The organism is Amycolatopsis sp. NPDC101161 (assembly GCF_044768185.1).
GTDB lineage: Bacteria > Actinomycetota > Actinomycetes > Mycobacteriales > Pseudonocardiaceae > Amycolatopsis.
The window spans coordinates 197,683-223,525 of sequence record NZ_JBIWPI010000008.1; the positions used below are offsets into that span (position 1 = coordinate 197,683).

The window sequence follows — 25,843 nt, forward strand, 5'->3', positions numbered from 1 at the left end:
AGGAGGAACCTCGTGATCCTGCTGCTGTCCACTTCGGACACCGACCTGCTCAGCGCCCGTTCGGCCGACGCGGAGTTCCGGCTGGCGAACCCGTCGCGCCTCGACGTCGCCGAACTGCCGGGCCTGCTCGAGGGCGTGCGCATCGTCGTCGTCCGCATCCTCGGCACCCCGCGGACCTGGCAGGACGGCCTGGACACGCTGCTCGCGTCGGGCGCGCACATCGTCGTCCTGGGCGGGGAGCAGACGCCGGACGCCGAGCTGATGAAGCTCTCGACCGTCCCGGCCGGCATCGCCGCCGAGGCCCACGCCTACCTCGCGCAGGGCGGCCCGGCGAACCTCACCCAGCTGCACCGGTTCCTCTCCGACACGCTCCTGCTCACCGGCGACGGCTTCGAGCCGCCCGCCCGTCAGCCCGAATGGGGCGTCCTCGAGCGTCCTTCGCGGGGTGACGGCCCGGTCATCGGGATCCTGTACTACCGGGCGCACCACCTGTCCGGGAACACGCACTTCGTCCACGCGCTCGCCGACGAGATCGAAGCGGCGGGCGGGCGCGCGTTGCCGATCTACTGTGCTTCGCTGCGTACGCGCGCGCCGGAGATGATGGCCGAGCTGGGCAAGGTCGACGCCCTGCTGGTCACCGTGCTCGCGGCGGGCGGCACGCGGCCGTCCGAGGTGGGCGCCGGGGGCGACGACGAGGCGTGGGACGTCGCCGAGATGGCGGCGCTCGACGTCCCGATCCTGCAGGCGCTGTGCCTGACCAGCGACCGCGAGACGTGGGCGGCCAACGACGACGGCCTCTCGCCGCTCGACGCCGGGAACCAGATGGCCGTCCCGGAGTTCGACGGGCGGCTGATCACGGTGCCGTTCTCGTTCAAGGAGCTGGACGAGGACGGTCTCCCCCGGTACGTGCCGGACGCCGAGCGCGCGTCCCGCGTCGCCCGCATCGCGCTGGCGCACGCCCGGCTGCGGCACACGCCCGCGTCGGAGCGGCGGATCGCGTTGATGCTGTCCGCGTACCCGACGAAACACTCTCGCGTCGGCAACGCGGTCGGGCTGGACACGCCCGCGTCGGCGATCGAGCTGCTGCGGCGGATGCGCGCCCAGGGCTACGACCTGGGCCCGGACGCCTTCCCGGGCGTCGACCCGACCGGCACCGACCAGCCCGACGGTGACGCGCTGATCCACGCGCTGATCGCCGCCGGCGGCCAGGACCCGGAGTGGCTGACCGAGGAACAGCTGTCCGGGAACCCGATCCGCGTCCCGGCCGCGCGGTACCAGGAGTGGTTCGACGCGCTGCCCGCCGAACTGCGTGAGGGCGTCGAGGAGCATTGGGGCCCGGCGCCGGGCGAGCTGTACGTCGACAACGGCGACATCGTGCTGGCGTCGCTGCAGAGCGGCAACGTCATCATCATGATCCAGCCGCCGCGCGGGTTCGGCGAGAACCCCGTCGCGATCTACCACAACCCGGACCTGCCGCCGAGCCACCACTACCTGGCCGCGTACCGCTGGCTGGAGGAGGAGTTCGGCGCGCACGCCGTCGTCCACCTGGGCAAGCACGGGTCGCTGGAGTGGCTGCCGGGCAAGACGGCCGGGCTGTCGGCGTCGTGCGCGCCCGACGCCGTCCTCGGGAACCTGCCGCTGGTGTACCCGTTCCTGATCAACGACCCGGGCGAGGGCGCGCAGGCGAAGCGGCGGGCGCACGCGACGATCGTCGACCACCTGATCCCGCCGATGGCGCGCGCGGAGTCCTACGGCGACATGGCGCGGCTCGAGCAGCTCATGGACGAGCACGCGAACATCGCGGCGATGGACCCGGCGAAGCTGCCGGCGATCCGCGCCCAGATCTGGACGCTGATCCAGGCCGCCAAGCTGGACCACGACCTCGGCGTCGACGAGCGGCCGCACGACGCGGAGTTCGACGACTTCCTGCTGCACATCGACGGCTGGCTGTGCGAGGTCAAGGACGCCCAGATCCGCGACGGATTGCACATCCTGGGCGCGGCTCCGGTCGGCGAGGCGCGCGTCAACCTGGTGCTGGCGATGCTGCGCGCGTCCCAGATGTGGGGCGGCAAGCAGGGCGCGGTACCGGGGCTGCGGTCCGCGCTGGGGCTGAAGGAAGACGCTCCGATGTCCGAAGTGGACGCTGCCGAGAAGACGGCGCGCGAGCTCGTCCAGACGATGGAGATGCGGGGCTGGGACGCCACCGCGGTCGCGTCGGTGGCGCCGGACCCCGAGGTCGCCCGCGTGCTTTCGTTCGCGGCCGAGGAGATCGTCCCGCGGCTCGCGGGGACCACGGCCGAGCTGGACGCGGTCCTGCACGCGCTCGACGGCGGGTACATCCCGGCGGGGCCGAGCGGGTCGCCGTTGCGCGGGCTGGTGAACGTCCTCCCGACGGGCCGCAACTTCTACACGGTCGACCCGAAGGCCATCCCGAGCCGGCTGGCCTGGGAGACCGGGCAGGCGCTGGCGGACTCGCTGGTGAAGCGGTACCGCGAGGACACCGGCGACTGGCCGCGCTCGGTCGGGCTCTCGGTGTGGGGGACGTCGGCGATGCGCACGTCCGGCGACGACGCGGCGGAAGTCCTGGCGCTGCTGGGCGTCCAGCCGGTGTGGGACGAAGCTTCGCGGCGGGTGACGGGCATCGAAGCGATCCCGCTCGCGGAGCTGGGCCGGCCCCGCATCGACGTGACGATCCGGATCAGCGGCTTCTTCCGCGACGCGTTCCCCCACGTCATCACGTTGCTGGACGACGCGGTGCGCCTGGTGTCCTCTTTGGACGAATCGCTGTCGGAGAACTTCGTCCGGGCGCACGTTTCCGCGGACCTGGCCACGCACGGCGATTCCCGCCGCGCGACCACGCGCATCTTCGGGTCGAAGCCGGGCGCGTACGGCGCGGGCCTGCTGCCCCTGATGGACAGCGGGAACTGGCGCGACGACAAGGACCTGGCGGAGGTGTACGCGGTCTGGGGCGGCTTCGCGTACGGCCGCGACCTGGACGGCCGCCCGGCGCGCGAGGACATGGAGAACTCGTACAAGCGCATCGTGGTGGCGGCGAAGAACACGGACACGCGCGAGCACGACATCGCGGACTCGGACGACTACTTCCAGTACCACGGCGGGATGATCGCGACGGTCCGCGCGCTGACGGGCACGGCCCCGGCGTCCTACGTGGGCGACAGCACGTCACCGGACGCGGTCCGCACGCGAACGCTGGGCGAGGAGACGGCCCGGGTGTTCCGCGCCCGGGTGGTCAACCCGCGCTGGCTGGCGGCGATGCGCCGGCACGGCTACAAGGGAGCGTTCGAGCTGGCGGCCACAGTGGACTACCTGTTCGGCTTCGACGCCACGGCCGGCGTGGTCGGGGACTGGATGTACGAGAAGCTGACCGAGTCGTACGTGCTGGACGAGGTCAACCAGGAGTTCCTGCGGCAGGCGAACCCGTGGGCGTTGCGCGGGATCGTGGAGCGGCTGAACGAGGCCGCGGACCGCGGGCTGTGGGAGGAGCCGGACCCGGAGCTGCTCGCGAAGATGCGCGAGGTGTACCTGTCCCTGGAGGGCGACCTCGAGTCGGAGTAGAAACGCCCGGGAAACGCGGGCCGGAGTTGGGTGGCGGTCATGATCACCGCCGCACCAACGAAGACCCGCTCCTGGGCGCTTCCGCTCGTCTGCCTCGCCGCCGCCCTCCTCTACGCCTGGAAGATCGGCGACGGCCAGTTCGGGAACACCTACTACTCCGCCGCCGTCAAGTCGATGACGGGCAGCTTCACCAACTTCCTCTTCGGCTCCTTCGACCCCTACGGCGTCGTCACGGTCGACAAACCGCCAATGGCCCTCTGGCCGCAAGCGCTTTCCGTCCTGATCTTCGGCTTCCACGGCTGGGCCTTGCTGCTCCCCCAAGTCCTCGAAGGCGTCGCCGCGGTGTTCCTCCTGCACCGGACCGTCCGGATCTGGGCCGGCGAGAACGTCGCCCTCCTGGCCGCCGCCATCCTCGCGCTGACGCCCGTCACCGTCATCATCAACCGTGACAACAACCCCGACACCCTGCTCGTCCTCTTCCTCGTCGCCGCCGCGTACGCCCTCACGCGCTCGCTGCGCGACGGCCGGAAGTGGTTGTGGTGGTGCGCTTTCTTCGTCGGCTGCGGCTTCCTGACCAAGATGCTGCAGGCGTGGATCATCGTGCCCGCCCTCGTCGCCGCCTACCTCGCCGGGACGAGCGGGCCGCTCCGAAGGCGGCTGCTCGACGTCCTCGCCGCCGGTCTCGTGCTCGTCGTCTCGTCGTTCTGGTGGATCGCGCTGTACGACTGGTGGCCCGGCGCCAAGCCCTACATGGGCGGCAGCGAAGACGGCTCCGCGTGGGACCTCGTCTTCGGCTACAACGGCTTCGGCCGCCTCTCCGGCGACGGCGAGAGCGGCGGCATGATGATCATGCGCGACGGGCAGCAGACCACGACCTCGTTCGGCGGCGACCCCGGCCCGGGCCGGATGTTCAACGACCTCGTCGGCGGCCAGATCTCGTGGCTGCTTCCGCTGTCCCTCGTCGTCCTGCTCGTCCTCGGCCGCCGGTGGCGCGACGCCGGCTGGCTGCTCTGGGGCGGCTGGCTGCTCGTGACCACCGTCGTCTTCAGCTTCGCCGGCGGCATCTGGCACCCGTACTACACGACGGCGCTGGCCCCCGCCGTCGCCGCGGTCTCCGCCGCCGGCCTGGCGCTGCTGTGGCGGCAGCACCGGCGGACCCTGCTCCCCGCGGTCGTCGCGCTGAGCGCGGCCTGGGCGTTCGTCCTGACCTCGCGCGACACGGCGTTCCACGACTGGACGCGCTGGGCCGTCATCGGCACCGCCGTCGCCGCGATCGCGTGGCTGGTCGTCGCGCCGGACCGACGTGCGCTCGTCGCCGCGCTCGTGCCCCTGCTGCTCACGCCCGCCGTGTGGTCGTACGCCGCCGCGCAGAGCACCTCGGCCGGGACGCTGCCCGCCGCCGGCCCCGCCACCGGTCCCGCCGCGCCGCCGCCGCTGCCACCCGGTGGTCCCCGGCCACGGATCATGCTGTCCGGCGGCGACGGCACCGCCACGCTGTCGGACGAGCAGCGGCGCATCCTCGACTACGCCCGCCGCAGCGGCACCGAGATCACCCTGGCCGTGAACGCCGAGGCCGGCGCGGTGGCGCCGTACCTGATCGACTCGGACGCGACCGTGATCGGCATGGGCGGCTTCGGCGGCCGTGACGACGCGCCGTCGGTCGCGCAGCTCGACCGCTGGCTCGCCGAGGGCAAGCTGCGGTTCGTGCTGAGCAACACCGCGCCCCGGCCAGGACCGCCGCGCAGCCCGGCTCAGGCCGAACGTCAACGCTGGATCGAAGAGCACTGCGCGGCCGTCGACCCCGCGGCGTACGGCGGTGGCGGGGCGGACACGCTCTACCGGTGCCGCTAACGGCGAGGAAACACGGCCGCGGCGATCATCGGGGCATGCGGGTGCTGGTGGTGGAGGACGAGCCGATGCTCGCGGACGCGATCGCGGAGTGGCTGCGCGACGAGTCGCACGCGGTCGACATCGTCCACGACGGCGGCGCCGCGCTCGACCGGCTCGCCGTGCACGACTACGACGTCGTCGTGCTCGACCGGGACCTGCCGGTCGTGCACGGCGACGACGTCTGCCGGCGGGTGGTCGCGTCCGAGGTCGCGACGCGGGTGCTGATGCTCACCGCGGCCGTCGAGGTCACCGACCGCGTCGCCGGGCTGTCCCTCGGCGCCGACGACTACCTGACGAAGCCGTTCGCGTTCCCCGAGCTGGCCGCGCGCATCCAGTCGCTGGGGCGGCGCTGCCGGCCGGCCGCGCCGCCGGTCCTGCGCCGCTCCGGTGTCACGCTCGACCCGGCGCGGCACGAGGTGTTCCGCGACGGGCGGTACCTGCCGCTGTCCAAAAAGGAGTTCGCCGTGCTCGCCGAGCTGCTGCGCGCGGACGGCGCCGCCGTGTCCGCCGAACACCTGCTGGAGAAGGCGTGGGACGAGCACGCGGACCCGTTCACCGGCGCCGTCCGGCTCACCATCCTCAAGCTGCGCCGCAAGCTCGGCGACCCGCCGCTGGTGGAGACGGTCACCGGCGTCGGCTACCGGCTCCGGTGAGCCTCCGGCTGCGGCTGACCGTCCTGTACGGCGGCCTGTTCCTGCTGGCGGGCGGCGTGCTGCTGGGCGTGACGTACCTGCTGTTCACCCAGCAGGTCGGCCGGCGGGTCACGATCATCTCGGGCAGTCCGTCGCCCGGACTGCCCACGCTGCCTTCGCTCGAAGCGCTCGACGAGCAGGCGCGGCAGCTGCGTGCGGCGGCGGTGACGTCACTGCTGACGCAGGGGGCGATCGCGCTCGGCGCGGTGGCGGTGCTGGCGGCCGGGCTGGGCTGGCTGGTGGCGGGCCGCGCGCTGGCGCCGTTGCGGCAGGTCACGGACACCGCGCGCGGCATCGCGGCGGCGGCCGACCCGGGCGGCCACGCGCGGATCGCGCTGCGCGGCCCGGACGACGAGGTGAAGGACCTCGCCGACGCGTTCGACGTGATGGTCGAGCGCCTGGACCGCTCGTTCGACGCGCAACGCCGGTTCGTCGCGAACGCGTCGCACGAGCTGCGCACGCCGTTGACGCTGAACCGGTCCCTGGTCGAGGTGGCGATGCACCGCCGCACGGCCTCCGACGACGTCCGGCAGCTCGGCGGCAAGCTACTGGAGATCAACGCGCGGCACGAGAAGCTGATCAGCGGGTTGCTGCTGCTGGCCCGGTCGGAGAGCGCGCTGACCGAGCGCTGCCCGGTCGACCTGGCGGCGGTGGTCGCGCACGTCGTCCCGCCGGGGGTTCTCGCGGAGCTCGGCGAGGCGACGGCGCTGGGCGACGCGCTGATGCTGGAACGGCTGGCGCACAACCTGGTGGAGAACGGGATCCGCCACAACGTGCCGGACGGCTGGGTGCGCGTGACGACGCGGGCGTTGCCGGGGCGGGTGGAGCTGGAGGTGGCGAACAGCGGGCCGGTGATCGCGCCGGACGAGGTGCCGGCGCTGTTCGACCCGTTCCACCGGCGGGCGCGCGTCGCGGCGGAAGGCGCGGGGCTGGGGTTGTCGATCGTGCGCTCGGTGGCGCACGCGCACGGCGGTGAGGTCGTGGCGACGGCACGGCCGGAGGGCGGACTGGTCGTGGTCGTGTCGCTGCCCGCGGGGTGAGGACTCGCGGGCAGCACAACCGGATGAGCGGGCAACGAACCGCGTCTCGGCGCGCGCGAAGCCGCACACCGATTTACTCTCCCGGTCCTCTGCCGCACCCATCCGTCGCGCCCTCACCCCCGCGTTGCCTTTTCCCGGACCAATATCGGATATTGCGGCGCTTTTCGCCCGTCGTTTCCCCCTATCCGACCTTCGTGTCTTGACTTCGTTAATGGTCTAGTCCAATAGTTTGTCCACCCTCGAACCCCACCGGGAGGACAGATCATGCGCAGGAGCAGACTGGCCGCCATCGGGCTCGCCGCCGCCACTTTCGCCGCCACCGCCGTGAGCCTCGTGCTCGGTGCGCCGTCGGCCACCGCGGCGTTGAGCAACAACTGGTACGCCGCAGCGCCCTACCTGATGCCCGTGAGCAACAACCCACCCGATCCGATCACCGTGATGAACGCGACCGGGCTCAAGGCGTTCCAGCTGGCGTTCATCCTGGCGCCCAACGGCGGCGGCTGCAGCCCGACCTGGGACGGCACCAACGCGGTCTCGTCGGACACCACCGTCGCGAACGTGATCTCGCGGATCCGGTCGAACGGCGGCGACGTCTCGGTGTCCGTCGGCGGCTACGGCGGCACGAAGCTCGGCCAGACCTGCGGCACCGCCGCGGCGACCGCCGACGCCTACCAGCAGGTCATCGCCAAGTACTCGCTCAAGGCGATCGACTTCGACCTCGAAGAGCCGGAGTACGAGAACACCGCGGCCATCGCGAACGAGCTCGGCGCGGCGAAGACGTTGCAGGCCAACAACCCCGGCCTGTTCGTGTCGGTGACCATGCCGGGCACCGCGGCCGGCACCGGCTGGTTCGGCACGCAGCTGCTCGACCAGGCGAAGTCGATCGGCTTCAGCCCCAACAACTTCTCGATCATGCCGTTCGACGGTGGCTTCAACGGCGGCTCGTCGCAGGTGTCGGCGCTCGAGGCGTTCCACGGCCTCCTGACGTCGCACATGGGCTGGGACAGCGCGACCGCGTACTCGCACGAGGGCTTCTCGGGCATGAACGGCAAGTCGGACGCCGCGGAGATGTTCTACACGGCGGACTTCCAGACGGTCTACGACTACGCGACCAGCCACGGCCTCGGCCGCTTCACGTTCTGGTCGGTCAACCGCGACCGCGCCTGCGTCGGGACGACCGACAACGGCGTCTGCAGCAACGTCCCGCAGAACGACTGGGACTTCACGAAGTTCAGCGTCCGGTTCGCCGGCGCGACCCCGCCGCAGACGACGCCGACCCAGCCGACGACGACCCCGACCACCCCGGGCGGCGGCTCCTGCACCGCGGCGGAATGGGATCGCACCAAGGTCTACGTGAAGGACGACGTCGTCTCGCACAACAGCCACAAGTTCACCGCGAAGTGGTGGACCCAGGGCGAAGAGCCGGGCACGACCGGCGAATGGGGCGTCTGGGTCGACAACGGCGCCTGCTGAGGTTTCGGCCTTCAGAATTCGAGGTGGGTGTTCTCGCGCTGGACCTCCGGGGTCAGCGCGGGAACCTCGACCACGTGCCGCCCGGCTTCGCGCAACAGCTCGGTACCCCGGGCGTCGACGAAGACGGGCGGCTCGCGCCACGCGAAGACGACCCGCGGGATCCCGGCATCGAGGATCAGCCGCGTGCAGCTGCGCGGGTGGGAGCTGCGGTGGCTGCACGGCTCGAGTGAGCTGTACATCGTCGCGCCGGCCAGCCGCGGATCGCCGGCGCACTTGGCGAGCGCGGCTTCCTCGGCGTGGTTCAGCGGATCGCCCTCGCCGGAATGCCCGGTCGCGACGACTTCGCCCTCGGCATCGGTGATGACGGCGCCGACCCGGAAGGTGTGGCTCGGCGGGCATTCGGCGGCGAGCGCGATGGCTTCCCGCAGGCGCGCGATGTCCCGGCCGGTCGGTTCGCCGGCCGCGCGGTACCGGAGGATCGCCATCCCCTGCAGTTCCTCCACACCGGTGAGAACCAGCGGACGCGGGTAGAGGCCGGGGCCCACGAACCGCGGCGCGTCGGGCTGCCCGACGAAGAACGGCGCGATCGCGAGCCGCAGCTCGTCGGCGAGACCGTCGGCGAGGAACCGGGTGTGGATCCCACCGCCGCCTTCGACCAGCAGGTTTGCGATGCCGCGCGCGCCGAGATCGTCCAGGACGCGCCCGAAGTCGGGCGGATTCCCGGCATCGACGACGGTGGCGACGTGCTTGAGCGCGTCGGCGGCCCCGGGCGGGGCGTAGACGATCTTTTCGGTGTCCCCGACGGTGAAGAACTGCGCGTCCGGGTCGAGGCCGCGGGTGGTCACCGTGACTTTGACGGGTTGTTCGGGCTTCCCGCGCGCGAGCCGCTGTCGCCGCAGGTCCGGGGACCGCACGAGCAGCCGCGGGTTGTCGGCCCGCACGGTCCCGGCACCGACGAAGATCGCGTCGGCCTCGGCCCGCAACCGGTCCACGACGGCGAAGTCGTCCTCAGTGGACAGCACGAGCCGCTCGGGCGAGGTGTCGTCGAGGAAGCCGTCGAGCGACTGCGCGGCGGACAGCAGGACGTGCGGCCGGGTGATCACCCGGCCCAGTATGCCGTAACGCCTTCGGCGATCCGGGCGTCTCACGACGTATCCCTGTCGAGCCCATCCCCCGGAGCTTTCTGAAGATGACAACGCGAGGCTGGTACAAGGAGCGGACGCTGACCACGGTCGACACGGTCGGCCGGGAGGTGTCGGTGACGACCGGACTCACCCGAGACCCGGAGGGCCGCCTGGTGGCAGCCATAGCGATCAGCGACGGCCCGACGGCGATCTACCGCTACGCGGGGGAGGTAGGAGAGGGAACGGAGCTGGTGACGAACACGGCGGACACGGTGAAGGAACTCCGCCGGCTGGCAAGCATGGGGCCGACGATCTAGCCGGGAGGCGGCAGCGTTCGCGGCGCCGAGGCTACCCGGCTCACTCCACCCGGGTAGCCGGCCGCCGGAGCTCGTCCCCGGGTAGTCGGCCGCCGGGGCTCGTCCCCGGCTGGCCGGCCGCGGGGCTCCGGCCGCGGGGCTCCGGCCGCGGAGCGCAGGCCGCGGAGCGCAGGCCGAGCTGGGTCGCATTGAGCCGGCCGCCCGCCGGTCACTGCCCGGCCGGTTCCCTTCGGGCGGTCTGACCTCAGGCCGCAGGCCGAGCCGCCTCCAACCGGCCGGCTGCGGCTCGCCGCTTCACCGGGCCCTTCGCTCCGCCCGGCCGCAGGTCGCCAACCGAGCCGCGCCGCCTCCGGCTACCCAGCCGCCGGCCCCGCGCCCGGGCGCGCGGGTCAGGCGGGCAGGACCGCGTACTGCCGGACGTACAGGTCCGTGTACGTCACCGGGCCGCGGGGGCCGGGAACCTTGTCCAGGTTGATGCCGGTTTCCGGGACCGCGAGCAGCTTGAAGCCGTCGAGGAGGCGGGTCGGGGCGTTCCAGAACACGCCCGTGCCGGTGTAGCCGTCGAAGAACGCGTCGGCGGCCGAGGTGTCCTCGGTCGCGATGCCCGCCGCCAGGCCCGATGTCCGCTCGTTGGCGATCTCGACCGCGTCGGCGAGCGCGCCGACCTTGGCCACCGTCACCGTCGCCTCGCGGTCCGAGTCCAGCGCCCACTCGTAGCCGATCGCGTGCTCGTGCGGGGCCAGCGACGGCGTGACCCCGCGCTCGGCCAGCGCGTCGGCGATGCCGGGCCAGACCTCGTCGTGGATGCCCTCGTGGATGAGCAGCAGGTTCAGCCGGTTGCACACACCCAGCCGGTCGAGGCTCGCGAACACGAGGTCACGCACCTTTTCGGCGTCCGCGCCGCGGTCGACGTACAGGACGCCGCCGCCGTCGGCGTGGGCCAGCGTGCGCACGCCGTGGACGGCCGCCTCGGTGGCCAGCGCCCGGGTGCTGTCGCCGCTGCCGCGCAGGATCACCAGCGGGACCAGGTTCGGCAGCCGCACCAGCGCGGACGCCGCCTCGCGCTCCACCCGCGGCACCAGCTGGACGCAGTCGGCGTCGATGCCCGCCTCGGTCAGCGCCGGGGCGATGACGACCTCGCGCAGCCGCTGCGCCGAGCCGAGCGCGGCCGAGCCGGTGCGCAGCACGCCCGCGTTCCGCGACTTGACCAGCTGCGACGCCACGTCGACGGTCACGTTCGGCCGCGCCTCGTAGTTCGCGCCGATGACGCCGACCGGGCGTCGCCGCTCGACCAGCTTGAGCCCGCCGTCCAGCGTGGACACGTCGACCGAGCGCTCCTGGTGCGGGGCGCCGGCGAGCAGCCGCAGCTGCTCGGCCATGCCGGTCAGGCGTTCCGGGGTGATGGTGAGCCGGTCGAGCAGACCGGCGCTCATCCCGTCGGCCTTCGCGCGCTCGACGTCGGCCTGGTTCGCGTCGAGGATCTCGTCGCGGTGCGCGAGCAGCCGCTCGGCCATCCCGGTCAGCGCGGCGTCGACGGCTTCGGCGGAAGCGGCGGCGAGCGACGGCGCGGCCAGCTTCGCCGCCCGTGCGCACTCCTCCACGGCCTTGGCGACCTCGTCCATCGTTCGTCTCCCTCCGCGCGGACCAGCGAGAGACCAGTTTGCCGCATGGGCGTGGCTAGGCGGCCACGGGCTCCAGCAGCCACAGCCCACCGGCGATCAGGCAGCTGATCGTCGCGACGGCGAAGACCAGCACCCACAGCACCGGCGGCACCGCGGTGAGCCGGCCCAGCTGGTCGGCATCGGAGTCGCGGGCCTGGCCGCGCCGCCGCTTGACCTGCAGCTCGACCACCGGCCGCACGCCGCCGAACAGCAGGAACCACGTCACGAGGTAGCTGAACGGAGCCTGCACCTCGACCGGCGCGACGAACGCCACCAGCGCGAGCACGACGGCGCTGACGACCACGGTGAACACCCCGTAGGCGTTGCGCACCATCACCAGCACGCCGAGCAGCAGCAGCGCGATCAGGACGAGGACCGTACCGACCAGGTCGGCGCCCAACAGGCTGGCGAACAGCAGCCCCAGTACGGACGGCGCCATGTACCCGGCCAGCGCGGTGAAGGCCATGCCCGGCCCTTCGGGCTTGCCGCGCGAGACGGTGACGCCCGAGGTGTCCGAGTGCAGCTTGATGCCCTGCAGCCGCCGCCCGACCAGCACGGCGGCCAGCGCGTGGCCGGCCTCGTGCACGATGGTGACGCCGTTGCGCGCCGTCCGCCACAGCCTGCCGCCGACGAGCACGACCAGCAGCGCCACCCCACCGGCGACCAGTGTGATCACGGCGGGCGTCTGGGCCTGCTCGAGCAGCGACGGAGTGGTGGCGGCCGCACGGAGGGCAGCACCGGCGCGGGCCGGGTCACCGAGAGCGAGTTGAACGGGCGAGCTCACCCGAACACCTCACCACAGGCGACATCTGGCTACTGTGAGTCCCCACGGCTCGCGGTTCCGCGGCTTCGGGTAAGGGGTCGATACGGTCTCCTTCCTCGGGGGTGGTTGACGCGACGGGTTTCCGCGGTGCGCGGACGGCGGGCTCTGCTCCCCGGCGACTGAGCGACGGCCCTCGCGGACACGGAGCTCGGGCTCCCTCGACAACGCCGAGGCGCCGCCCTGCCGAGCGCAGGCTGTAGGCGGGCGCAGGCCGGTGGCCGCCACTGGTTCGCGGCCCACTCGACCGGCTTGAGCCTGCCCGGTCACCGAGGCACCCAGCCGGGCGACTCCCTGATTCAGCGCCGCCGGGCGGGGCGGCCGCTCATCGGGACTCCCTCAGCCGGGCCTCTCCCTCCACCCTGAACAGGAACGACGCCCAGCTCCGGAACGGCGCCCACGTCTCGGCGATCGCCGTCAGCTCCTCCACTCCCGCGTCCGGGAGGTGGTACGCCTCGCGCATGATCTCGTGCAGGCGCGTCTCCGCCCTCGGGAACACGTCCGGATGACCGGCTCCGCGGATCAAGATCAGCTCCGCGCTGAACCTGCCCACTCCCGGCAGGACCTGCAGCTGTTTCAATGCCTCGTCCGCCGGCATCGAGCGCAGGGATGCCGCGTCGAGGAGGCCGTCGGCCGCCGCTTCCGCGATCGCTCGCAAGCGCTGCATCTTCGCGCCCGACAAGCCCGGCAGATACTCCAGCTTCGCCAGCACCGCGGGCGCCGGTAACGACGTCAGGACGCTGCCGCCGACCTCGACCTCCGTTCCGTGGCGCTCGGCCAGGCGACGGCGCAAGCGGACCGCCTGCGTCATCCAGATGCGATGACTCAGCACCGCCCAGCACGCCGCTTCGTACGGGGACGCGAACAGCACCGGGCGCAACCCCGGGTGCAGCCCCTGCAGCAGGGACACCACCGGGTCGCGGTCGGCGACCTCGCCGAAGCCGGTGCCGTCGACGTCCAGTGAGCACATCCTCCGCACCTGCGCCACCACCGCCTCCGCCGACGACGGCGGGCCGTGGACCTCGACCGCCACCTCTCCCGGCGATCTCTGGCGCAGCACCGCTCCCACCTGTGTCCACTCGCCGTCGAGCGGGAACGCCACCCGGAGCGCGCCGGGTTCCGCGTCCGGCCGCCCGGCGGGCGCGAAGCCGGTCAGGAACCTCGCCGCCGCGGCCAGGTCGAACTCGCCCTGCACCGTGATCTCGTTGGCCAGCATGGAAATCGTCATCTCTCCTCCTCGGATCGGGACCTCGCCTGCGACGCTAGGCCGGGGCACCGACAATTCCGGGGCTCGAACGCCTGAGCCCGCGCAGTGTTCACTCGATCGAGTGCAGCGGATTTGACATACTGCCGGTATCCGAGAGGAGACCCATGCCGACGAAGACCGCCACCGAACGCCTCGAAGCCCTGCTCGAAACGCCCGCGAAGACCAGCGACGGCTACCTCGACCTGCTGGGCACCGCGTCCCAAGCCGGTCCGCCGACCGGCCTCACCCAGCGGCTGATGCGCACCACCCTCCTGCCGCAGGTCTACGAGCGGTACTGGCGCCCCGCGCTCGGCCGCGCGCTCAAGGGCCCGCTCGGCCCGAGCATGGCGGGCGAAGTACGGCTCGCGACGAAACTCCTCGCCCTGCGACCCGGCGACACCGCGCTCGACGTCGCTTGCGGAACCGGCCGGTTCACCCGCGCGTTCGGCACGGCCGTCGGCCCGAATGGACTCGCCGTCGGCCTCGACGGCGCGCGCACGATGCTCGACAAGGCCGTCGCCGAGGGCGGCCCGGACTCCGTCGCCTACCTGCGCGCGGACGCCGTGCGCCTCCCGCTCAAAGAGTCCACTGTGGACGGCGTCTGCTGCTTCGCCGCCCTCCACATGTTCGCCGAGCCCGAGACCGCATTGGACTCCTTCACGCGTGTGCTGAAGCCCGGTGGCCGGATCGTGCTGCTCACCAGCGCCCGGCGCGGCTGGCAACCCGCGCGAGTCGCGGAGTCCATCGGCGGGATCCTGAGCGGGCAGCGGATGTTCGACCGCGGCAAGATCGCGGCGGGCCTGCGCGCCCGCGGCTTCACCGGGATCACCGAGCGGTACGCGGGCGTCACGCAGATCGTGGCGGGCCGGCTGAGCTGAGCACCGCGGATTGTCGGTACCGCCGGTTAGCATCGCCCCATGACCCACCACGAGCCCGTCCCGCCCGACGACAGCTACCTGCGTTCCCTGGTCGAGGCCACCGCCGACGCCGTCGCGGCCGCCGAACCGCTGTCCTCGCCGCACACCGGCGCGGACGAGCCGACGCGGGCCGAAGTGACCGCCGCCGTCGAGCGCAGTTCACCCGATCTGGTGGCGTTGAGCCAAGATCTGCACGCCCATCCCGAGGAAGGGTTCGCCGAGCACCGGTCGGTACAAGCCCTGGCGGACCTCCTGAAGCGCCACGGCCACGAAGCGACAGTCGGCGTCGGCGGGCTCGACACCGCGTTGCGCGTCAGCACGCCGGAGCGAGACGGCCCGCACATCGCCGTCCTCGCCGAGTACGACGCGCTGCCCGGGCTCGGCCACGCCTGCGGCCACAACGTCATCTGCACCACCGCCGCGGGCGGCTTCCTCGGCGCCGCCACCGTCGCCGAGCGGCTCGGCGGCCGCGTCAGCCTGATCGGCACGCCGGCCGAAGAAGGCGGGGGCGGCAAGGAGATCCTCGCCCGCGCGGGCGTGTTCGACGACGTCGACGCCGTGATCATGCTGCACCCGTTCAGCCACGACATCGCGCTGCACCCGTTCCTCGGGCGCCGCCAGCTGGAAATGGTCTTCCACGGCGTCGGCGCCCACGCGAGCGCCCAGCCGTTCATGGGCCGCAACGCGCTCGACGCCGCCGTCGCGGCCTACCAGGGCGTTTCCGCGCTGCGCCAGCAACTCCCGCAGAGCGACCGCGTCCACGGCGTGTTCACCGACGGCGGCGCGCGGCCGAACGTCATCCCGGCGCGCGCGGCGCTGCTGTTCTACCTGCGCTCCCAGTCCCCCGACACCCTGCGCGACCTCGCCGCCCGCATGACGTCGATCGCCGAAGGCGCGGCGGCGATGACCGGCTGCGGGGTCGAGCTGATCTGGGACGCCCAAGCCGCCTACCTGCCGATCCGGTTCAACACCGCGCTCGCCGGGCGCTGGTCGGTCAACCAGGCGGGCACCGGCCGCAAGCCGCTCCCGCCGGGCATCGTGCCGGAGTCGCTCACCGGCTCGACGGACCTGGGCAACCTGTCCTACCGGATGCCCGCGCTGCACCCGATGCTCGCCGTCTCCGGGCCGACGGTCGCGTTGCACACCAAGGAGTTCGCGGCCGCGGCCGGTTCGGAGACCGGCGACGCCGGCGTCCGGGACGGCGCCCTGGGCCTGGCCCTGACCGCCGCCGACTACCTGGGCGACGCCGAGCTGCGGCAAGCGGTGCACGACGAGTTCGAGGCGGCGGGAGGAGCGCTGGACGTACCGTCGTTCTTCGCCTGACGCCTAAGAATCAGCTGAGTTTTCTCAGCTGATTCTTCTCAGCAAAGCCTGAGGTATTTCCACAGGTTGCTCACAAGCGGGCGCGCGAATCTAGTGCCATGACCGAGAACGAGAGTCGGCCCGGCCCCGCCTCACCCGGTGGGCACCAGCCGCACCAGAGCACCCAGCAGTACGGGCCGTACGCGCAGCAGCCGCCGCACTACGGCTACCAGCACCAGGCCGCGCCGAACCCTCTCTTCACGCACCAGCCGCCGACGGGGCAGGCGCCCACGGCGCTGAAGACCAAGCCGCGCAAGGGCGGCCGCGTCGCGATGATCGTCAGCGCGACCGCCCTCGGCGCCGCGCTGGTCGGCGGCGTCGGCGGCGCCGCGATCGTCGGGCTCACCACGAACTCGGCCGACGGCGCGACGACGTCGGTCAGCACGCCGGCCGCGAGCGGCCAGACGGTCGCGAACTCGACCGCCTCCGGCGACGTCAGCGGCGTCGCGGCGAAGGTGACGCCCAGCGTCGTCCAGATCAACGTGACCACCGGCCAGGGCGAGGCCATCGGCTCGGGCGTCATCCTCACCTCGAACGGCCGGATCCTGACGAACGCGCACGTCGTGGACGGTGCGCACAACGTCGTGATCACGACGTCCGACGGCAAGAAGTACCAGGCCGGCGTGGTCGGCGCGGACACCAAGGCGGACATCGCCGTGGTCCAGGCCCAGAACGCCAGCGGCTTGACCGCGGCGACGCTGGGCGACTCGAGCAAGCTGGTCGTCGGCCAGCAGGTGATCGCGATCGGCTCGCCGGGCGGCCTGCAGAACACCGTCACCACCGGCATCGTCAGCGCGCTCAACCGGAACCTCTCCGACATCGGCCAGGGCCAGCAGCAACAGCAGTCGCCCTTCAGCCGCACGTCGAACCAGTCCGAGAGCTCGCCCAGCTACACCGCGATCCAGACGGACGCCTCGATCAACCAGGGCAACTCCGGCGGCGCGCTGGTCGACGCCCAGGGCAACGTCATCGGCATCAACTCCGCCCTCTACAGCCCGACGGCCTCGGCCAACGGCTCGGCGGGCAGCGTCGGGATCGGCTTCGCCATCCCGATCAACGACGCCAAGAAGATCGTCGACCAGATCGTGAACAACTAGGACGCGATGGGCCGTGGTCGGGGCGGTCCATCCCGGTCCACCCGCTTTCGGGGAGCGGTGGACACCGTGAAGGCCGTTTCGAGAGTCAATCGGGGGCTCTCGAAACGGCCTTCGCGCTGTCTACAGGTCGTAGCTGAGGACCAGCGTGTGGTTCTGCTCGGCGTCCATTTCGATGTTCGCCGTGCCGGAGATCCCAGCCAGTTCGCCGAAGCCCGAGCCGGTGAGGATCTTGAGCGTCAGGCCCGAGTCGTCGGCGGTGTGGTGCAGGACGAACCCGCCCTTGCGGCCCTCGACCGAGACCTCGAGACGCTCGAAGGCGACGTACGCGCGCGAAGTCGCGTTGGACGCCGAGAGCAGCTCGACGGTGCTGGTCCCCTCGACCGCCCCGGTGAACGTCTTGGCGATGGCCACCCGGGCGAACTCGGTGCCGCCGGCCTCGTCGGTCGCCTGCGGCTCCCACTTGTCGAGGACGAACGACGCGGTCGCGGTGCTGGTCATGGCTTTCCCCTGTCTCGTTGGTGGCGCCAGCTTGGCAGCCATACCTGACAGGTTGCGTCAGGTTTTGTCAGCGCCTCCGGTTGCCGAACAGCCCCCGTGTGATCTCCCGGCCCAGCGCGCTCGCCGCGGACCGCATGAACGACTTCACGGCCGGGTTCTTCATCGCCGACTCGATGAACCCGGGCTCGTCCTTGTCGGGAGCCGGAGCCGGCGCCGGCGCGGCGGGAGCGTCGGGCGCAGGGGCGGGAGCGTCGGCAACCTTGGCCGCCAGCTTCTCGTAGGCGGACTCCCGGTCGATCGTCTCGGCGTACTTCGCGTGCAGGTCGGACGAAGAAACCGAAGCGGCGACGGCCTCGTCGCCGATCGAGCCCATCTTCGACCGCGGCGCCCGCAGCCGCGTCCACGCCACCGGTGTCGGCGCGCCCCGCTCGGACAACACCGTGACGATCGCTTCGCCGATGCCCAGCGACGTCAACGCCGTGTCGAGCTCGTAGAACTTCGTCTTCGGGTAGGTCTTCACGGTCTTGGCCAGCGCCGCTTGGTCGTCCGGGGTGAACGCCCGCAGCGCGTGCTGGATCCGCGCGCCGAGCTGCGAAAGCACGTTGTTCGGGATGTCCGTGGGCAGCTGCGTGCAGAAGAACACGCCGACGCCCTTCGAGCGGATCAGCTTCACGGTCTGCTCGATGCGCTCGAGGAACGCCTTCGACGCGTCGTTGAACAGCAGGTGCGCCTCGTCGAAGAAGAACACGAGCTTCGGCTTGTCGAGGTCGCCTTCCTCCGGCAGCTCCTCGAACAGCTCGGCGAGCAGCCACATCAGGAACGTCGAGAACAGGGCCGGTTTCGACTGCAGGTTGTCCAGCTCCAGCAGCGTGACGACGCCCTTGCCGTCGTTCTGCCGCATGAGGTCGTGGACGTCCAGCTCGGGCTCGCCGAAGAAGTCTTCGCCGCCCTGAGCCTCCAAGTTGGACAGCGAACGCAGGATCACGCCGGCCGTCGCGGCCGAGACCCCGCCGATGCCCTTGAGGTCCGCCTTGCCCTCGTCGCTGGTCAGGTGCGTGATCACCGACCGGAGGTCCTTGGTGTCCAGCAGCGCGAGGCCGCGCTGGTCGGCCCAGTGGAAGATCAGCCCGAGCGTCGACTCCTGCGTCTCGTTCAGCCCGAGCACCTTCGACAGCAGCACCGGCCCGAAGCTCGTGATCGTCGCGCGGATCGGCGAGCCCTTCCCGCCGGTCCCCAGCGACAGGAACTGCACGGGGAACGCCGCGCCGGCCCAGTCGTCGCCCAGCTCCTGCGAGCGTTTCGCGACCTTGTCGTTCGCCTCGCCGGCCGCGGCCAGCCCGGACAGATCACCCTTCACGTCGGCGAGCACCACCGGCACGCCGGCTGCCGACAGTTGCTCCGCGACCAGCTGCAACGTCTTCGTCTTGCCCGTCCCGGTCGCGCCGGCCACCAGGCCGTGCCGGTTCAGCGTCGCCAACGGCAGCCGCACCGCGGCCGCGGCGTCGACCTGGCCGTCGATCACCACCGCGCCCAGCTCCAGCGCGGCACCCTCACTCGCATAACCGGCGGCGATCTCACTCGCCGGCGACCCCTGTTCGGTCACTCGCAGCTCCCCGATCGTGTGTCCTGCACCACAGTCGGAGCGTAACGCGCCGTACGCACAGGTAACGCCCCTCATATCCCCGTGTCGGGTTAGGGTCACCAGGTGACCGACCGCCTAGTCTGGATCGACTGCGAGATGACGGGGCTCGACCTCGGCAAGGAAGCGTTGATCGAAATCGCCGCCCTCGTCACCGACGCGGAGCTGAACGTGCTCGGCGACGGAGTCGACATCGTCATCCACGCCGACGAGGAAAAACTCGCCGGCATGCCCGACGTCGTCCGCGAGATGCACGCCCACTCCGGCCTCACCGAAGAGGTCCGGCGCTCGACCGTGACCCTCGAAGAAGCCGAACGCCGCGTCCTCGAGTACATCCGCGAGCACGTCCCCGAGTCGGGCACCGCGCCGCTCGCCGGCAACTCGATCGCCACCGACCGCGGCTTCATCGCCCGCGACATGCCGGCCCTCGACGCCCACCTGCACTACCGGATGGTCGACGTCTCCTCCGTCAAGGAGCTCGTCCGCCGCTGGTACCCGCGGATCTACTACGCCAAGCCGGAGAAGGGCCTCGCCCACCGGGCCCTCGCCGACATCCGGGAATCCATCGGCGAACTCGACTACTACCGGCGCGTCGCGTTCGTGCCCCAACCCGGCCCGACCAGCGACGAAGCCAAGGCCGCGGCCGCTGAAGTGCAGGAACAGCACCAGAGGTAACCCCCTGCAATCCGCTCGAGGGCACCCGCTACGATTGCTGACAGCAAGGTGATCGCAAGTGGATCCCCTTGGCGATGGTGGGCGTAGCTCAGCTGGTAGAGCACCTGGTTGTGGTCCAGGAGGTCGCGGGTTCGAAACCCGTCGCTCACCCCATCACCCCGGCACGGTCAGGGCCTTGCGGCCCTTCCCCGATGTCGGGGTTTCGCCTTTTTGTGGGGGCCGAGCCCCCACGCCCCCGCCGGGGGCTCGCCCCCGGACCCCCGTCCCGTGTGGTCCGTCCGTGGCAACGCTCACGACCGGATGGCTCAGCGTGCGAGCCGCCGAATGCCGGTGCACCGTGTCCTGGTGGCACGTTCAGGACCGAAACTCAGGCGCAAGAAGAAACTGCGGTACGAGGACATCACTGTCGTCGACCAGTCGCTGCTCAAGCGCGCGGTGGGGGCCGCCGCGCTCGGCAACGCCATGGAGTGGTTCGACTTCGGCGTCTACGCCTACATCGCCGACACCATCGCCGAGGTCTTCTTCCCGACCACCGTGTCGCCCGGCGTGCGGCTGATCGGGACCTTCGGGGCCTTCACAGCCGCGTTCCTCATGCGCCCCCTCGGCGGCCTGGTCTTCGGACCCCTCGGCGACCGGATCGGACGGCAGAAGGTCCTCGCCGTCACGATGATCATGATGGCCATCGGGACGCTCTGCATCGGGCTGATCCCGTCCTACTCGAGCATCGGCGTCTGGTCGCCGATCCTGCTCGTGGTCGCGCGGATGGTGCAGGGCTTCTCCACCGGCGGCGAATACGGCGGCGCCACCACGTTCATCGCCGAGTACTCGCCGGACAAACGGCGCGGGTTCATGGGGTCCTGGCTCGAGTTCGGGACGCTGTCCGGGTACGTGCTCGGCGCGTCGGTCGTCACCGGCATGAAGGCGTGGGTCCCGCACGAGACGCTGCTCGACTGGGGCTGGCGGATCCCGTTCCTGGTCGCCGGGCCGCTCGGGATCATCGGCCTCTACCTGCGGCTCAAGCTCGAGGAGACCCCCGCGTTCCAGAAGCACGCCGAGGAGGCGGAGAAGCGCGGCCGGGCCGGCGAGCCGTTCTGGAAGATGTTCACCGAGTACTGGTCCGCGCTGCTGATCTGCGTCGGCCTGGTGCTCGTGTTCAACGTCACCGACTACATGCTGCTGTCGTACATGCCGACGTACCTGTCCGAGCAGCTGCACCTCGACGCCACCCACGGCCTGCTGCTGATCATCGTCGTCATGGTCGTGATGATGCTGATCATCCTCGTCGGCGGGCGGATCACCGACCTCGTCGGCCGCAAGCCCGTCATGATGGCCGGCTGCATCGGGTTCGTCGTCTTCTCGTGGCCGCTCATGCTGCTGGTGCACGACGGCGGCCTCGTGCTCACGTTCCTCGGCCTGATGGGCCTCGGCCTGCTGTTGCTCTGCTTCGAGGTGTCGATGCCCGCGGCGCTGCCGGCGCTCTTCCCGACGGCGATCCGCTACGGCGCGCTGTCGATCGCGTTCAACATCTCGGTATCGCTGTTCGGCGGCACGACCCCGCTGGTGATGCAGGCGCTGATCTCGTCGACCAAGCACGACTTCTGGCCCGCCTGGTACATGATGGCGGCCGGCGTGATCGGCGCCGTCGCGGTGTACTTCAGCCGCGAGACCGCGAATCAGCCCCTGTGGGGCTCGGGCCCGTCGGTCGCGACGGAGGCCGAGGCGCGGGAGCTGGTCCGCGAGTCGGGTTAGTTGGCCGCCGTCCGCCACTCGTCCCAGGACAGCTGCCAGACGCTCCAGCCGTCGGTGGGCTCGAGCTTCGGGCCGCCGCTGTTCCGGACGGTCACGATGTCGCCCTTCTTGGACGTGTCCATGAGCCACTTCGTGTTGTCGGTCGAGAGGTTGAGGCAGCCGTGGCTGACGTTGCTGTGGCCCTGCTGCCGCACCGACCACGGCGCAGAGTGGTAGAAGATGCCGCTGTAGGACAGGCGCACCGCGTACTGCACGAAGGTGCTGTACCCACCGGGCGCGTCCTCGGGGACGCCGTAGGTGGCGGAGTTCATGGTGTAGCCGGTGTGCTCGCTCATGACGGTGTAGGTGCCGGCCGGGGTGTTGTGGCCGGCTTTGCCCATGGAGGTCGGCATGGTCTTGACCTCCTTGTCGTTGATCGAGACGGTCATCTGGTGGGTCTGGCCGTCGGCGACCGCGACGAGCTTGTCACCGACCGCGGCGGTGATCGTCTTGTCTTCGCGGCCGTAGCTGCCCTTGCCGAGCGCCTTGCCGTAGACGGCGGCGTCGACCTTGATCTTGGTGCCGCTCTTCCAGTAGTCCTTCGGCCGCCAGGTCACCTGCTTGTCGCCGGACCAGCGGAAAGCGCCTTCGGTGGCCGGCTCGGCGGTGACCTTGAGCGCCTTTTCGGCGGCGGCCTTGTCCGCGACGTTCCCGCTGAAGGTGAAGATCAGCGGCATCCCGACGCCGACGGTCTCGCCTTCGTCGAGGTTCACCGAGACGCCCAGCTGGCGCGCTGGTTTGACGGTGCTGAAGGACGACTCCTGCGTCACGGGCTTGCCGTCGGTGCCGGTGGCGGTCGCGGTCAGCTTGTAGGTCTTGTTGTAACCGAGCGGCTCGGCGGAGTCCCACCCGGAGCCATCGGCACGCGCCTTCCCGGCGACGACCTTGCCGTCGGCCCCGGTGAGCGTCACGGCCCCGACCTTCCCATCGGCAACGGCAACACTGACGGGCTCCCCGGGCGCGACGTCCTTGGCGTCCTTGGCGGGGGTCAGCGTGAGCGCGGCCGGCTTCCCCGGGACAGACGTCTCGCTTCGAGAGGACGCCGGCGGTTCACTCGAAGGGCTAGTGCTGCAGCCGGCCACCGTGAGGCCGATCACCCCCGCGGCCACGAGCAGCCGCACCCCCGAACTCGTCATGCCCACCTGCCTGTTTCGCCGTCGATGTCCGACTACAGTGTGCCCGACCAGCCCGGACAGGGGTGCGGCAACGCCCGAACCCGGGTTGGGGACCCCCCGTGAAACGGGCTCTGAACCGGGTGCTAATCTTTTCCACGTCGCCGAGGGAAACCTCCGGCAGACACCGGCGCCATTAGCTCAATTGGCAGAGCAGCTGGCTCTTAACCAGCGGGTTCGGGGTTCGAGTCCCTGATGGCGCACCCTCACCCCAGGTCTGATTCTCTTCGGCCTGGGGTTTTGTGGCATCTGGACGCGTTTCGTCCGCTTCCTCTCTGTCCACTGTGGTCTCCTGCGAGCCCGAGAGCGCAGTCCGGGTGCAGCGCCTTCGCGGGATCGCTCCAGCCCGCCTCCGGGCCGCGTCGGCGCTCACCGCCAGGGTCGCCGCACCGTGCCGGAGATCGTGCAGTGTGATCAGGGGCCGGCCGGCCAGCTTGACCAGCCAGCCGAACTCGTCCGACTCCACCCAGCCGCGCCTTCGCCTCGTCTTGACGAGCCAAGTGCGCGATCAGCACCAGCACGGTGTCCGGGTCCAGCGAAACGATCCCCTCAGATCGAGTCCAGGAACTGCCCGGTCTGCTCCCCCGTCCACACCATGACCGGGAAAGGAACCTCCCCGGTCTACCGCCACTTCGCGACCCGCTCCGGAGTCCACAACTTCGGCTTCGGCCGCACCCGCGAATGGCAACTCGACCAGCTTCGCGACGAACGGACGCAGAACCTCGCGCAGCGTCTCCTTGATCCGGTGCAGCGACGTCGGCCCGACCGGCCGCTGCCATTTCACCGCCGCGACCTTCCGCGGGTCACCACTGGCCCGGTACTCGCCGATCAGCTCGTTGCGCTCCACGATCGCCTCGAACATGACGTCCAGATGCTCGACCCGCAACCGATCACGACGAAGCGCCCCGAGATGCGAACGCAGGTACAGAGGGACATGCGACTCGTACGAGCGGTACATGTTCCGGCTCACCGTGCGCTTCTTCCGCGCCAGGAAACCCTCGAGTCTCGGGCAGGGGCTCCCTCCCTGAGATCACTCTCGCGAGCAGGTCCCCGATCTTGCCCAAAGTCTCGGCATCCCCCTCCTCGGCGATCCCGAGCAAGTCCCAGACACGCTGCAGCCACCGCCGGTAGGCCGACCCATCGGCCATTGAGGACTTCCCCTTCGTTCGTCACGCACCCTCCAGGGGCTCCTCGCCGACCGATACTCGCGCTGCGACCACCACTCGGGGAAGCCCCGAGCCCAGGAAAGAGTTGGCGGTGCAGTTCAGCTTGACGCCGGGCGAGCAGGCGACCACTGGCTCGTAAGCACCATCCGCCCGATCCTCGAGAATCCCTGGTAGCGCTCGATACCCCGGGGTGGCAATGCGCCGGACAATCGCGGGTGAGCGTGCCCGCGGATCATTCTCCGGGCTGACAATTGAAAACCGGCAGCCGGGCGAATCCCGGCTGCCGGTTTCGATTTCACTGGATCAGGGGTGGTAGATCTCCTTGACCGTCGTGATCTGGTCGTCGCCGTTCACGGTGATCTGCGCGAGGATGGAATTCCCGTCCTTCAGGTGCTGGAGCAGCTCATTCTGGCCGCACGGCCCGTTGCCGTAGCCCTGACCGTCGATGGTGACCGATTCGCCGGGGCACAGGGTGGCCGCGCTGAACACCTTGCCGCCCTTCTGCAGCGGGAGGCGATAGGTCTTGTCGTCGAGCGGCACCCAGTGGCTGTTGTCCGGACCGCCCTTCTGGCGGGTGACCAGCTGGAAGCGGACCATCTGCACACCGGCGTCGTACCCGGTGAACTGCACCTCCTGGGTGGTGTTCGGGAACTTGCGGACAGTCGCGGCCGAAAGCCTGGTCTCCAGCTGCAGCGAGCTGTTGGGCACCCCGCAGACGACGGCGCCCTGGTTGCCGGCGAACCCCGCCTGGCGGGCGCACGTCCACTTCCCCTGGACGTCGAGCACCCGCTCGCCCGGGCCTTCGGCCTGTGGCAGCTTCCCGTAGTACTCGGTGATCACGTTGAACGCCTCGGTGCAGCCCGGCGTGGTGCCGTCGGTGGCGGCCACCGCGATCAGGTCCATCTTCGTCCGCCCGGGTGCGCCGACCTGGCCGCCGTACTTGCTGCAGTCGACGTCGCCGGCACCGGAACCCCCAGCACCGGAACCTCCGGTGGCAGCCCCCTGGCCGCCGCCTTCCGGCACCTGCTCCGCGGCCGCCGTCGACGTCTCGTTTTTGGCGGGCGAACCATTGCCCGCGACACTGTTCCCGCTGCACGCGGAAAGCAGAACGGTAGCGGCGAATGCCCCCGCCACCATGGCCGTTTTGATTGTCTTCTTCGCGGTGAATTCCATCTCGGCGCCCCTCCTGCAGCCTTTTTTGAAGCTTTGTCTACGAAGACGCCGGAAACGGAATCAGGTTGTTCATGGGTGCCGCAGGACCGCAGCCTTGCCCGAAAGTCCGGTCTGCTCTGTCCCCACGGGCACAACCCCGGTCAGCTTCGCAACCCCTCCCACCGATGCGGGAAACCCCGACCCGCGAGCGGACGCTCGCGAGATCGCGACGCTGGCCGAGAAACCGGCCGAGCGCTCGGGATCCACCACCGGATTCGGCACCGGAGTCCTCGAGTGCGCCGCGGGGCGCGGCTCTACGCCTTGGCGCTCGCGCAGAACTCGACGAGGCGCTCACCGACCTCGCCGGGCTGTTCGAGAGTGGCCGAGTGGCTCTCGCCCTCGACAGCGACGTAGGAGCCGCCGCTCACGTCGGCGATGGTGGCGCCCGGGATCGGCTGCGGTTTCACCGGATCAGCCATTGAGGCGCCGGATCCCAGCTCAGCAGGTGTGCCTCGGGACCGGCCGTTCGATCAGCGGC

General features: G+C 70.9%; 21 protein-coding genes and 2 tRNA genes. 13 read left to right on the forward strand and 10 right to left on the reverse strand.

The annotated features are described in order from the left end of the window. Positions 1-12: 12 nt before the first annotated feature. The 5 genes from cobN (at position 13) to ACIRSS_RS47505 (ending at position 8,671) form a co-directional block, all read left to right on the forward strand. On the forward strand, positions 13-3,576 hold the full coding sequence (gene cobN / locus ACIRSS_RS47485; protein WP_400908282.1) for a cobaltochelatase subunit CobN: 3,564 nt from the start codon (positions 13-15) through the stop codon (positions 3,574-3,576). Positions 3,577-3,615: 39 nt separating this feature from the next. Then, on the forward strand, positions 3,616-5,427 hold the full coding sequence (locus ACIRSS_RS47490; RefSeq protein ID WP_400908284.1) for an ArnT family glycosyltransferase: 1,812 nt from the start codon (positions 3,616-3,618) through the stop codon (positions 5,425-5,427). A gap of 35 nt (positions 5,428-5,462) precedes the next feature. Beyond that, complete coding sequence (locus ACIRSS_RS47495; protein ID WP_400908287.1) at positions 5,463-6,119, forward strand: response regulator transcription factor; 657 nt, start codon at positions 5,463-5,465, stop codon at positions 6,117-6,119. Next, positions 6,116-7,198: a sensor histidine kinase gene (locus tag ACIRSS_RS47500; protein ID WP_400908290.1), complete on the forward strand. Its 1,083-nt coding sequence runs from the start codon at positions 6,116-6,118 to the stop codon at positions 7,196-7,198. The genes ACIRSS_RS47495 and ACIRSS_RS47500 overlap by 4 nt, the downstream gene beginning before the upstream one ends. A 264-nt stretch (positions 7,199-7,462) precedes the next feature. Further along, entirely contained in the window at positions 7,463-8,671 is a 1,209-nt protein-coding gene (locus ACIRSS_RS47505) for a chitinase (protein WP_400908293.1), read from the forward strand. Between the two features lie 11 nt (positions 8,672-8,682). Here the strand turns inward: ACIRSS_RS47505 and ACIRSS_RS47510 are convergent, their stop codons facing one another. Further along, positions 8,683-9,774, reverse strand: coding sequence for a dihydrofolate reductase family protein (locus ACIRSS_RS47510; protein WP_400908296.1), 1,092 nt, complete (start codon positions 9,772-9,774; stop codon positions 8,683-8,685). Positions 9,775-9,860: 86 nt separating this feature from the next. Between ACIRSS_RS47510 and ACIRSS_RS47515 the strand changes: the two genes are divergently transcribed. Next, positions 9,861-10,112 carry a hypothetical protein gene (locus ACIRSS_RS47515; protein ID WP_400908299.1) on the forward strand — a complete coding sequence of 84 codons (252 nt, stop codon included), beginning with the start codon at positions 9,861-9,863 and terminating at the stop codon, positions 10,110-10,112. Positions 10,113-10,501: 389 nt separating this feature from the next. Here the strand turns inward: ACIRSS_RS47515 and ACIRSS_RS47520 are convergent, their stop codons facing one another. The 3 genes from ACIRSS_RS47520 to ACIRSS_RS47530 all read right to left on the reverse strand — a co-directional run bounded on the left by ACIRSS_RS47520 (position 10,502) and on the right by ACIRSS_RS47530 (position 13,821). Continuing rightward, positions 10,502-11,734: an aldehyde dehydrogenase family protein gene (locus ACIRSS_RS47520; protein WP_400908302.1), complete on the reverse strand. Its 1,233-nt coding sequence runs from the start codon at positions 11,732-11,734 to the stop codon at positions 10,502-10,504. Positions 11,735-11,789: 55 nt separating this feature from the next. After that, entirely contained in the window at positions 11,790-12,557 is a 768-nt protein-coding gene (locus ACIRSS_RS47525) for a M50 family metallopeptidase (RefSeq protein ID WP_400908305.1), read from the reverse strand. Positions 12,558-12,918: 361 nt separating this feature from the next. Continuing rightward, positions 12,919-13,821: a DNA-3-methyladenine glycosylase family protein gene (locus ACIRSS_RS47530; protein WP_400908307.1), complete on the reverse strand. Its 903-nt coding sequence runs from the start codon at positions 13,819-13,821 to the stop codon at positions 12,919-12,921. A 143-nt stretch (positions 13,822-13,964) separates the two neighbouring features. Between ACIRSS_RS47530 and ACIRSS_RS47535 the strand changes: the two genes are divergently transcribed. From ACIRSS_RS47535 to ACIRSS_RS47545, 3 genes are all read left to right on the forward strand, one after another. After that, positions 13,965-14,717, forward strand: coding sequence for a class I SAM-dependent methyltransferase (locus ACIRSS_RS47535; RefSeq protein ID WP_400908310.1), 753 nt, complete (start codon positions 13,965-13,967; stop codon positions 14,715-14,717). Between the two features lie 39 nt (positions 14,718-14,756). Further along, a complete protein-coding gene (locus ACIRSS_RS47540; RefSeq protein WP_400908313.1) occupies positions 14,757-16,079 on the forward strand; it encodes a M20 family metallopeptidase in 1,323 nt (440 codons plus the stop codon). Positions 16,080-16,177: 98 nt separating this feature from the next. Then, positions 16,178-17,215, forward strand: a complete 1,038-nt coding sequence (locus tag ACIRSS_RS47545) for a trypsin-like peptidase domain-containing protein (protein WP_400908316.1) — start codon at positions 16,178-16,180, stop codon at positions 17,213-17,215. A 120-nt stretch (positions 17,216-17,335) separates the two neighbouring features. Here ACIRSS_RS47545 and ACIRSS_RS47550 read toward each other — a convergent pair whose 3' ends face one another. Both ACIRSS_RS47550 and ACIRSS_RS47555 read right to left on the reverse strand, forming a co-directional pair. Further along, a complete protein-coding gene (locus tag ACIRSS_RS47550; protein WP_400908319.1) occupies positions 17,336-17,713 on the reverse strand; it encodes a DUF3224 domain-containing protein in 378 nt (125 codons plus the stop codon). A gap of 67 nt (positions 17,714-17,780) precedes the next feature. Beyond that, positions 17,781-19,316 (reverse strand): helicase HerA-like domain-containing protein, encoded by a 1,536-nt coding sequence (locus tag ACIRSS_RS47555; RefSeq protein ID WP_400908322.1) that lies wholly within the window; start codon positions 19,314-19,316, stop codon positions 17,781-17,783. A 102-nt stretch (positions 19,317-19,418) separates the two neighbouring features. On the opposite strand from ACIRSS_RS47555, the gene orn reads away from it, so the two are divergent. From orn to proP, 3 genes are all read left to right on the forward strand, one after another. After that, positions 19,419-20,027, forward strand: a complete 609-nt coding sequence (orn, locus tag ACIRSS_RS47560) for an oligoribonuclease (protein ID WP_400908325.1) — start codon at positions 19,419-19,421, stop codon at positions 20,025-20,027. Positions 20,028-20,104: 77 nt separating this feature from the next. Further along, positions 20,105-20,180 (forward strand) — tRNA-His (locus ACIRSS_RS47565). Between the two features lie 171 nt (positions 20,181-20,351). Continuing rightward, positions 20,352-21,776: a glycine betaine/L-proline transporter ProP gene (proP, locus tag ACIRSS_RS47570; protein ID WP_400908327.1), complete on the forward strand. Its 1,425-nt coding sequence runs from the start codon at positions 20,352-20,354 to the stop codon at positions 21,774-21,776. Here proP and ACIRSS_RS47575 read toward each other — a convergent pair. Continuing rightward, entirely contained in the window at positions 21,773-22,951 is a 1,179-nt protein-coding gene (locus ACIRSS_RS47575) for an Ig-like domain-containing protein (RefSeq protein WP_400908329.1), read from the reverse strand. The two genes, proP and ACIRSS_RS47575, sit on opposite strands and share 4 nt — an antisense overlap. Positions 22,952-23,117: 166 nt before the next feature. On the opposite strand from ACIRSS_RS47575, the gene ACIRSS_RS47580 reads away from it, so the two are divergent. Continuing rightward, positions 23,118-23,190: transfer RNA gene (locus ACIRSS_RS47580), tRNA-Lys, on the forward strand. A 305-nt stretch (positions 23,191-23,495) separates the two neighbouring features. On the opposite strand, the gene ACIRSS_RS47585 is transcribed toward ACIRSS_RS47580, so the two are convergent. The 3 genes from ACIRSS_RS47585 to ACIRSS_RS47595 form a co-directional block, all read right to left on the reverse strand. Continuing rightward, positions 23,496-23,957 (reverse strand): hypothetical protein, encoded by a 462-nt coding sequence (locus ACIRSS_RS47585; RefSeq protein ID WP_400908332.1) that lies wholly within the window; start codon positions 23,955-23,957, stop codon positions 23,496-23,498. Between the two features lie 499 nt (positions 23,958-24,456). Further along, on the reverse strand, positions 24,457-25,326 hold the full coding sequence (locus tag ACIRSS_RS47590) for a hypothetical protein (RefSeq protein WP_400908334.1): 870 nt from the start codon (positions 25,324-25,326) through the stop codon (positions 24,457-24,459). A gap of 293 nt (positions 25,327-25,619) precedes the next feature. Further along, positions 25,620-25,784 carry a hypothetical protein gene (locus tag ACIRSS_RS47595; RefSeq protein ID WP_400908336.1) on the reverse strand — a complete coding sequence of 55 codons (165 nt, stop codon included), beginning with the start codon at positions 25,782-25,784 and terminating at the stop codon, positions 25,620-25,622. Positions 25,785-25,843: the final 59 nt, after the last annotated feature.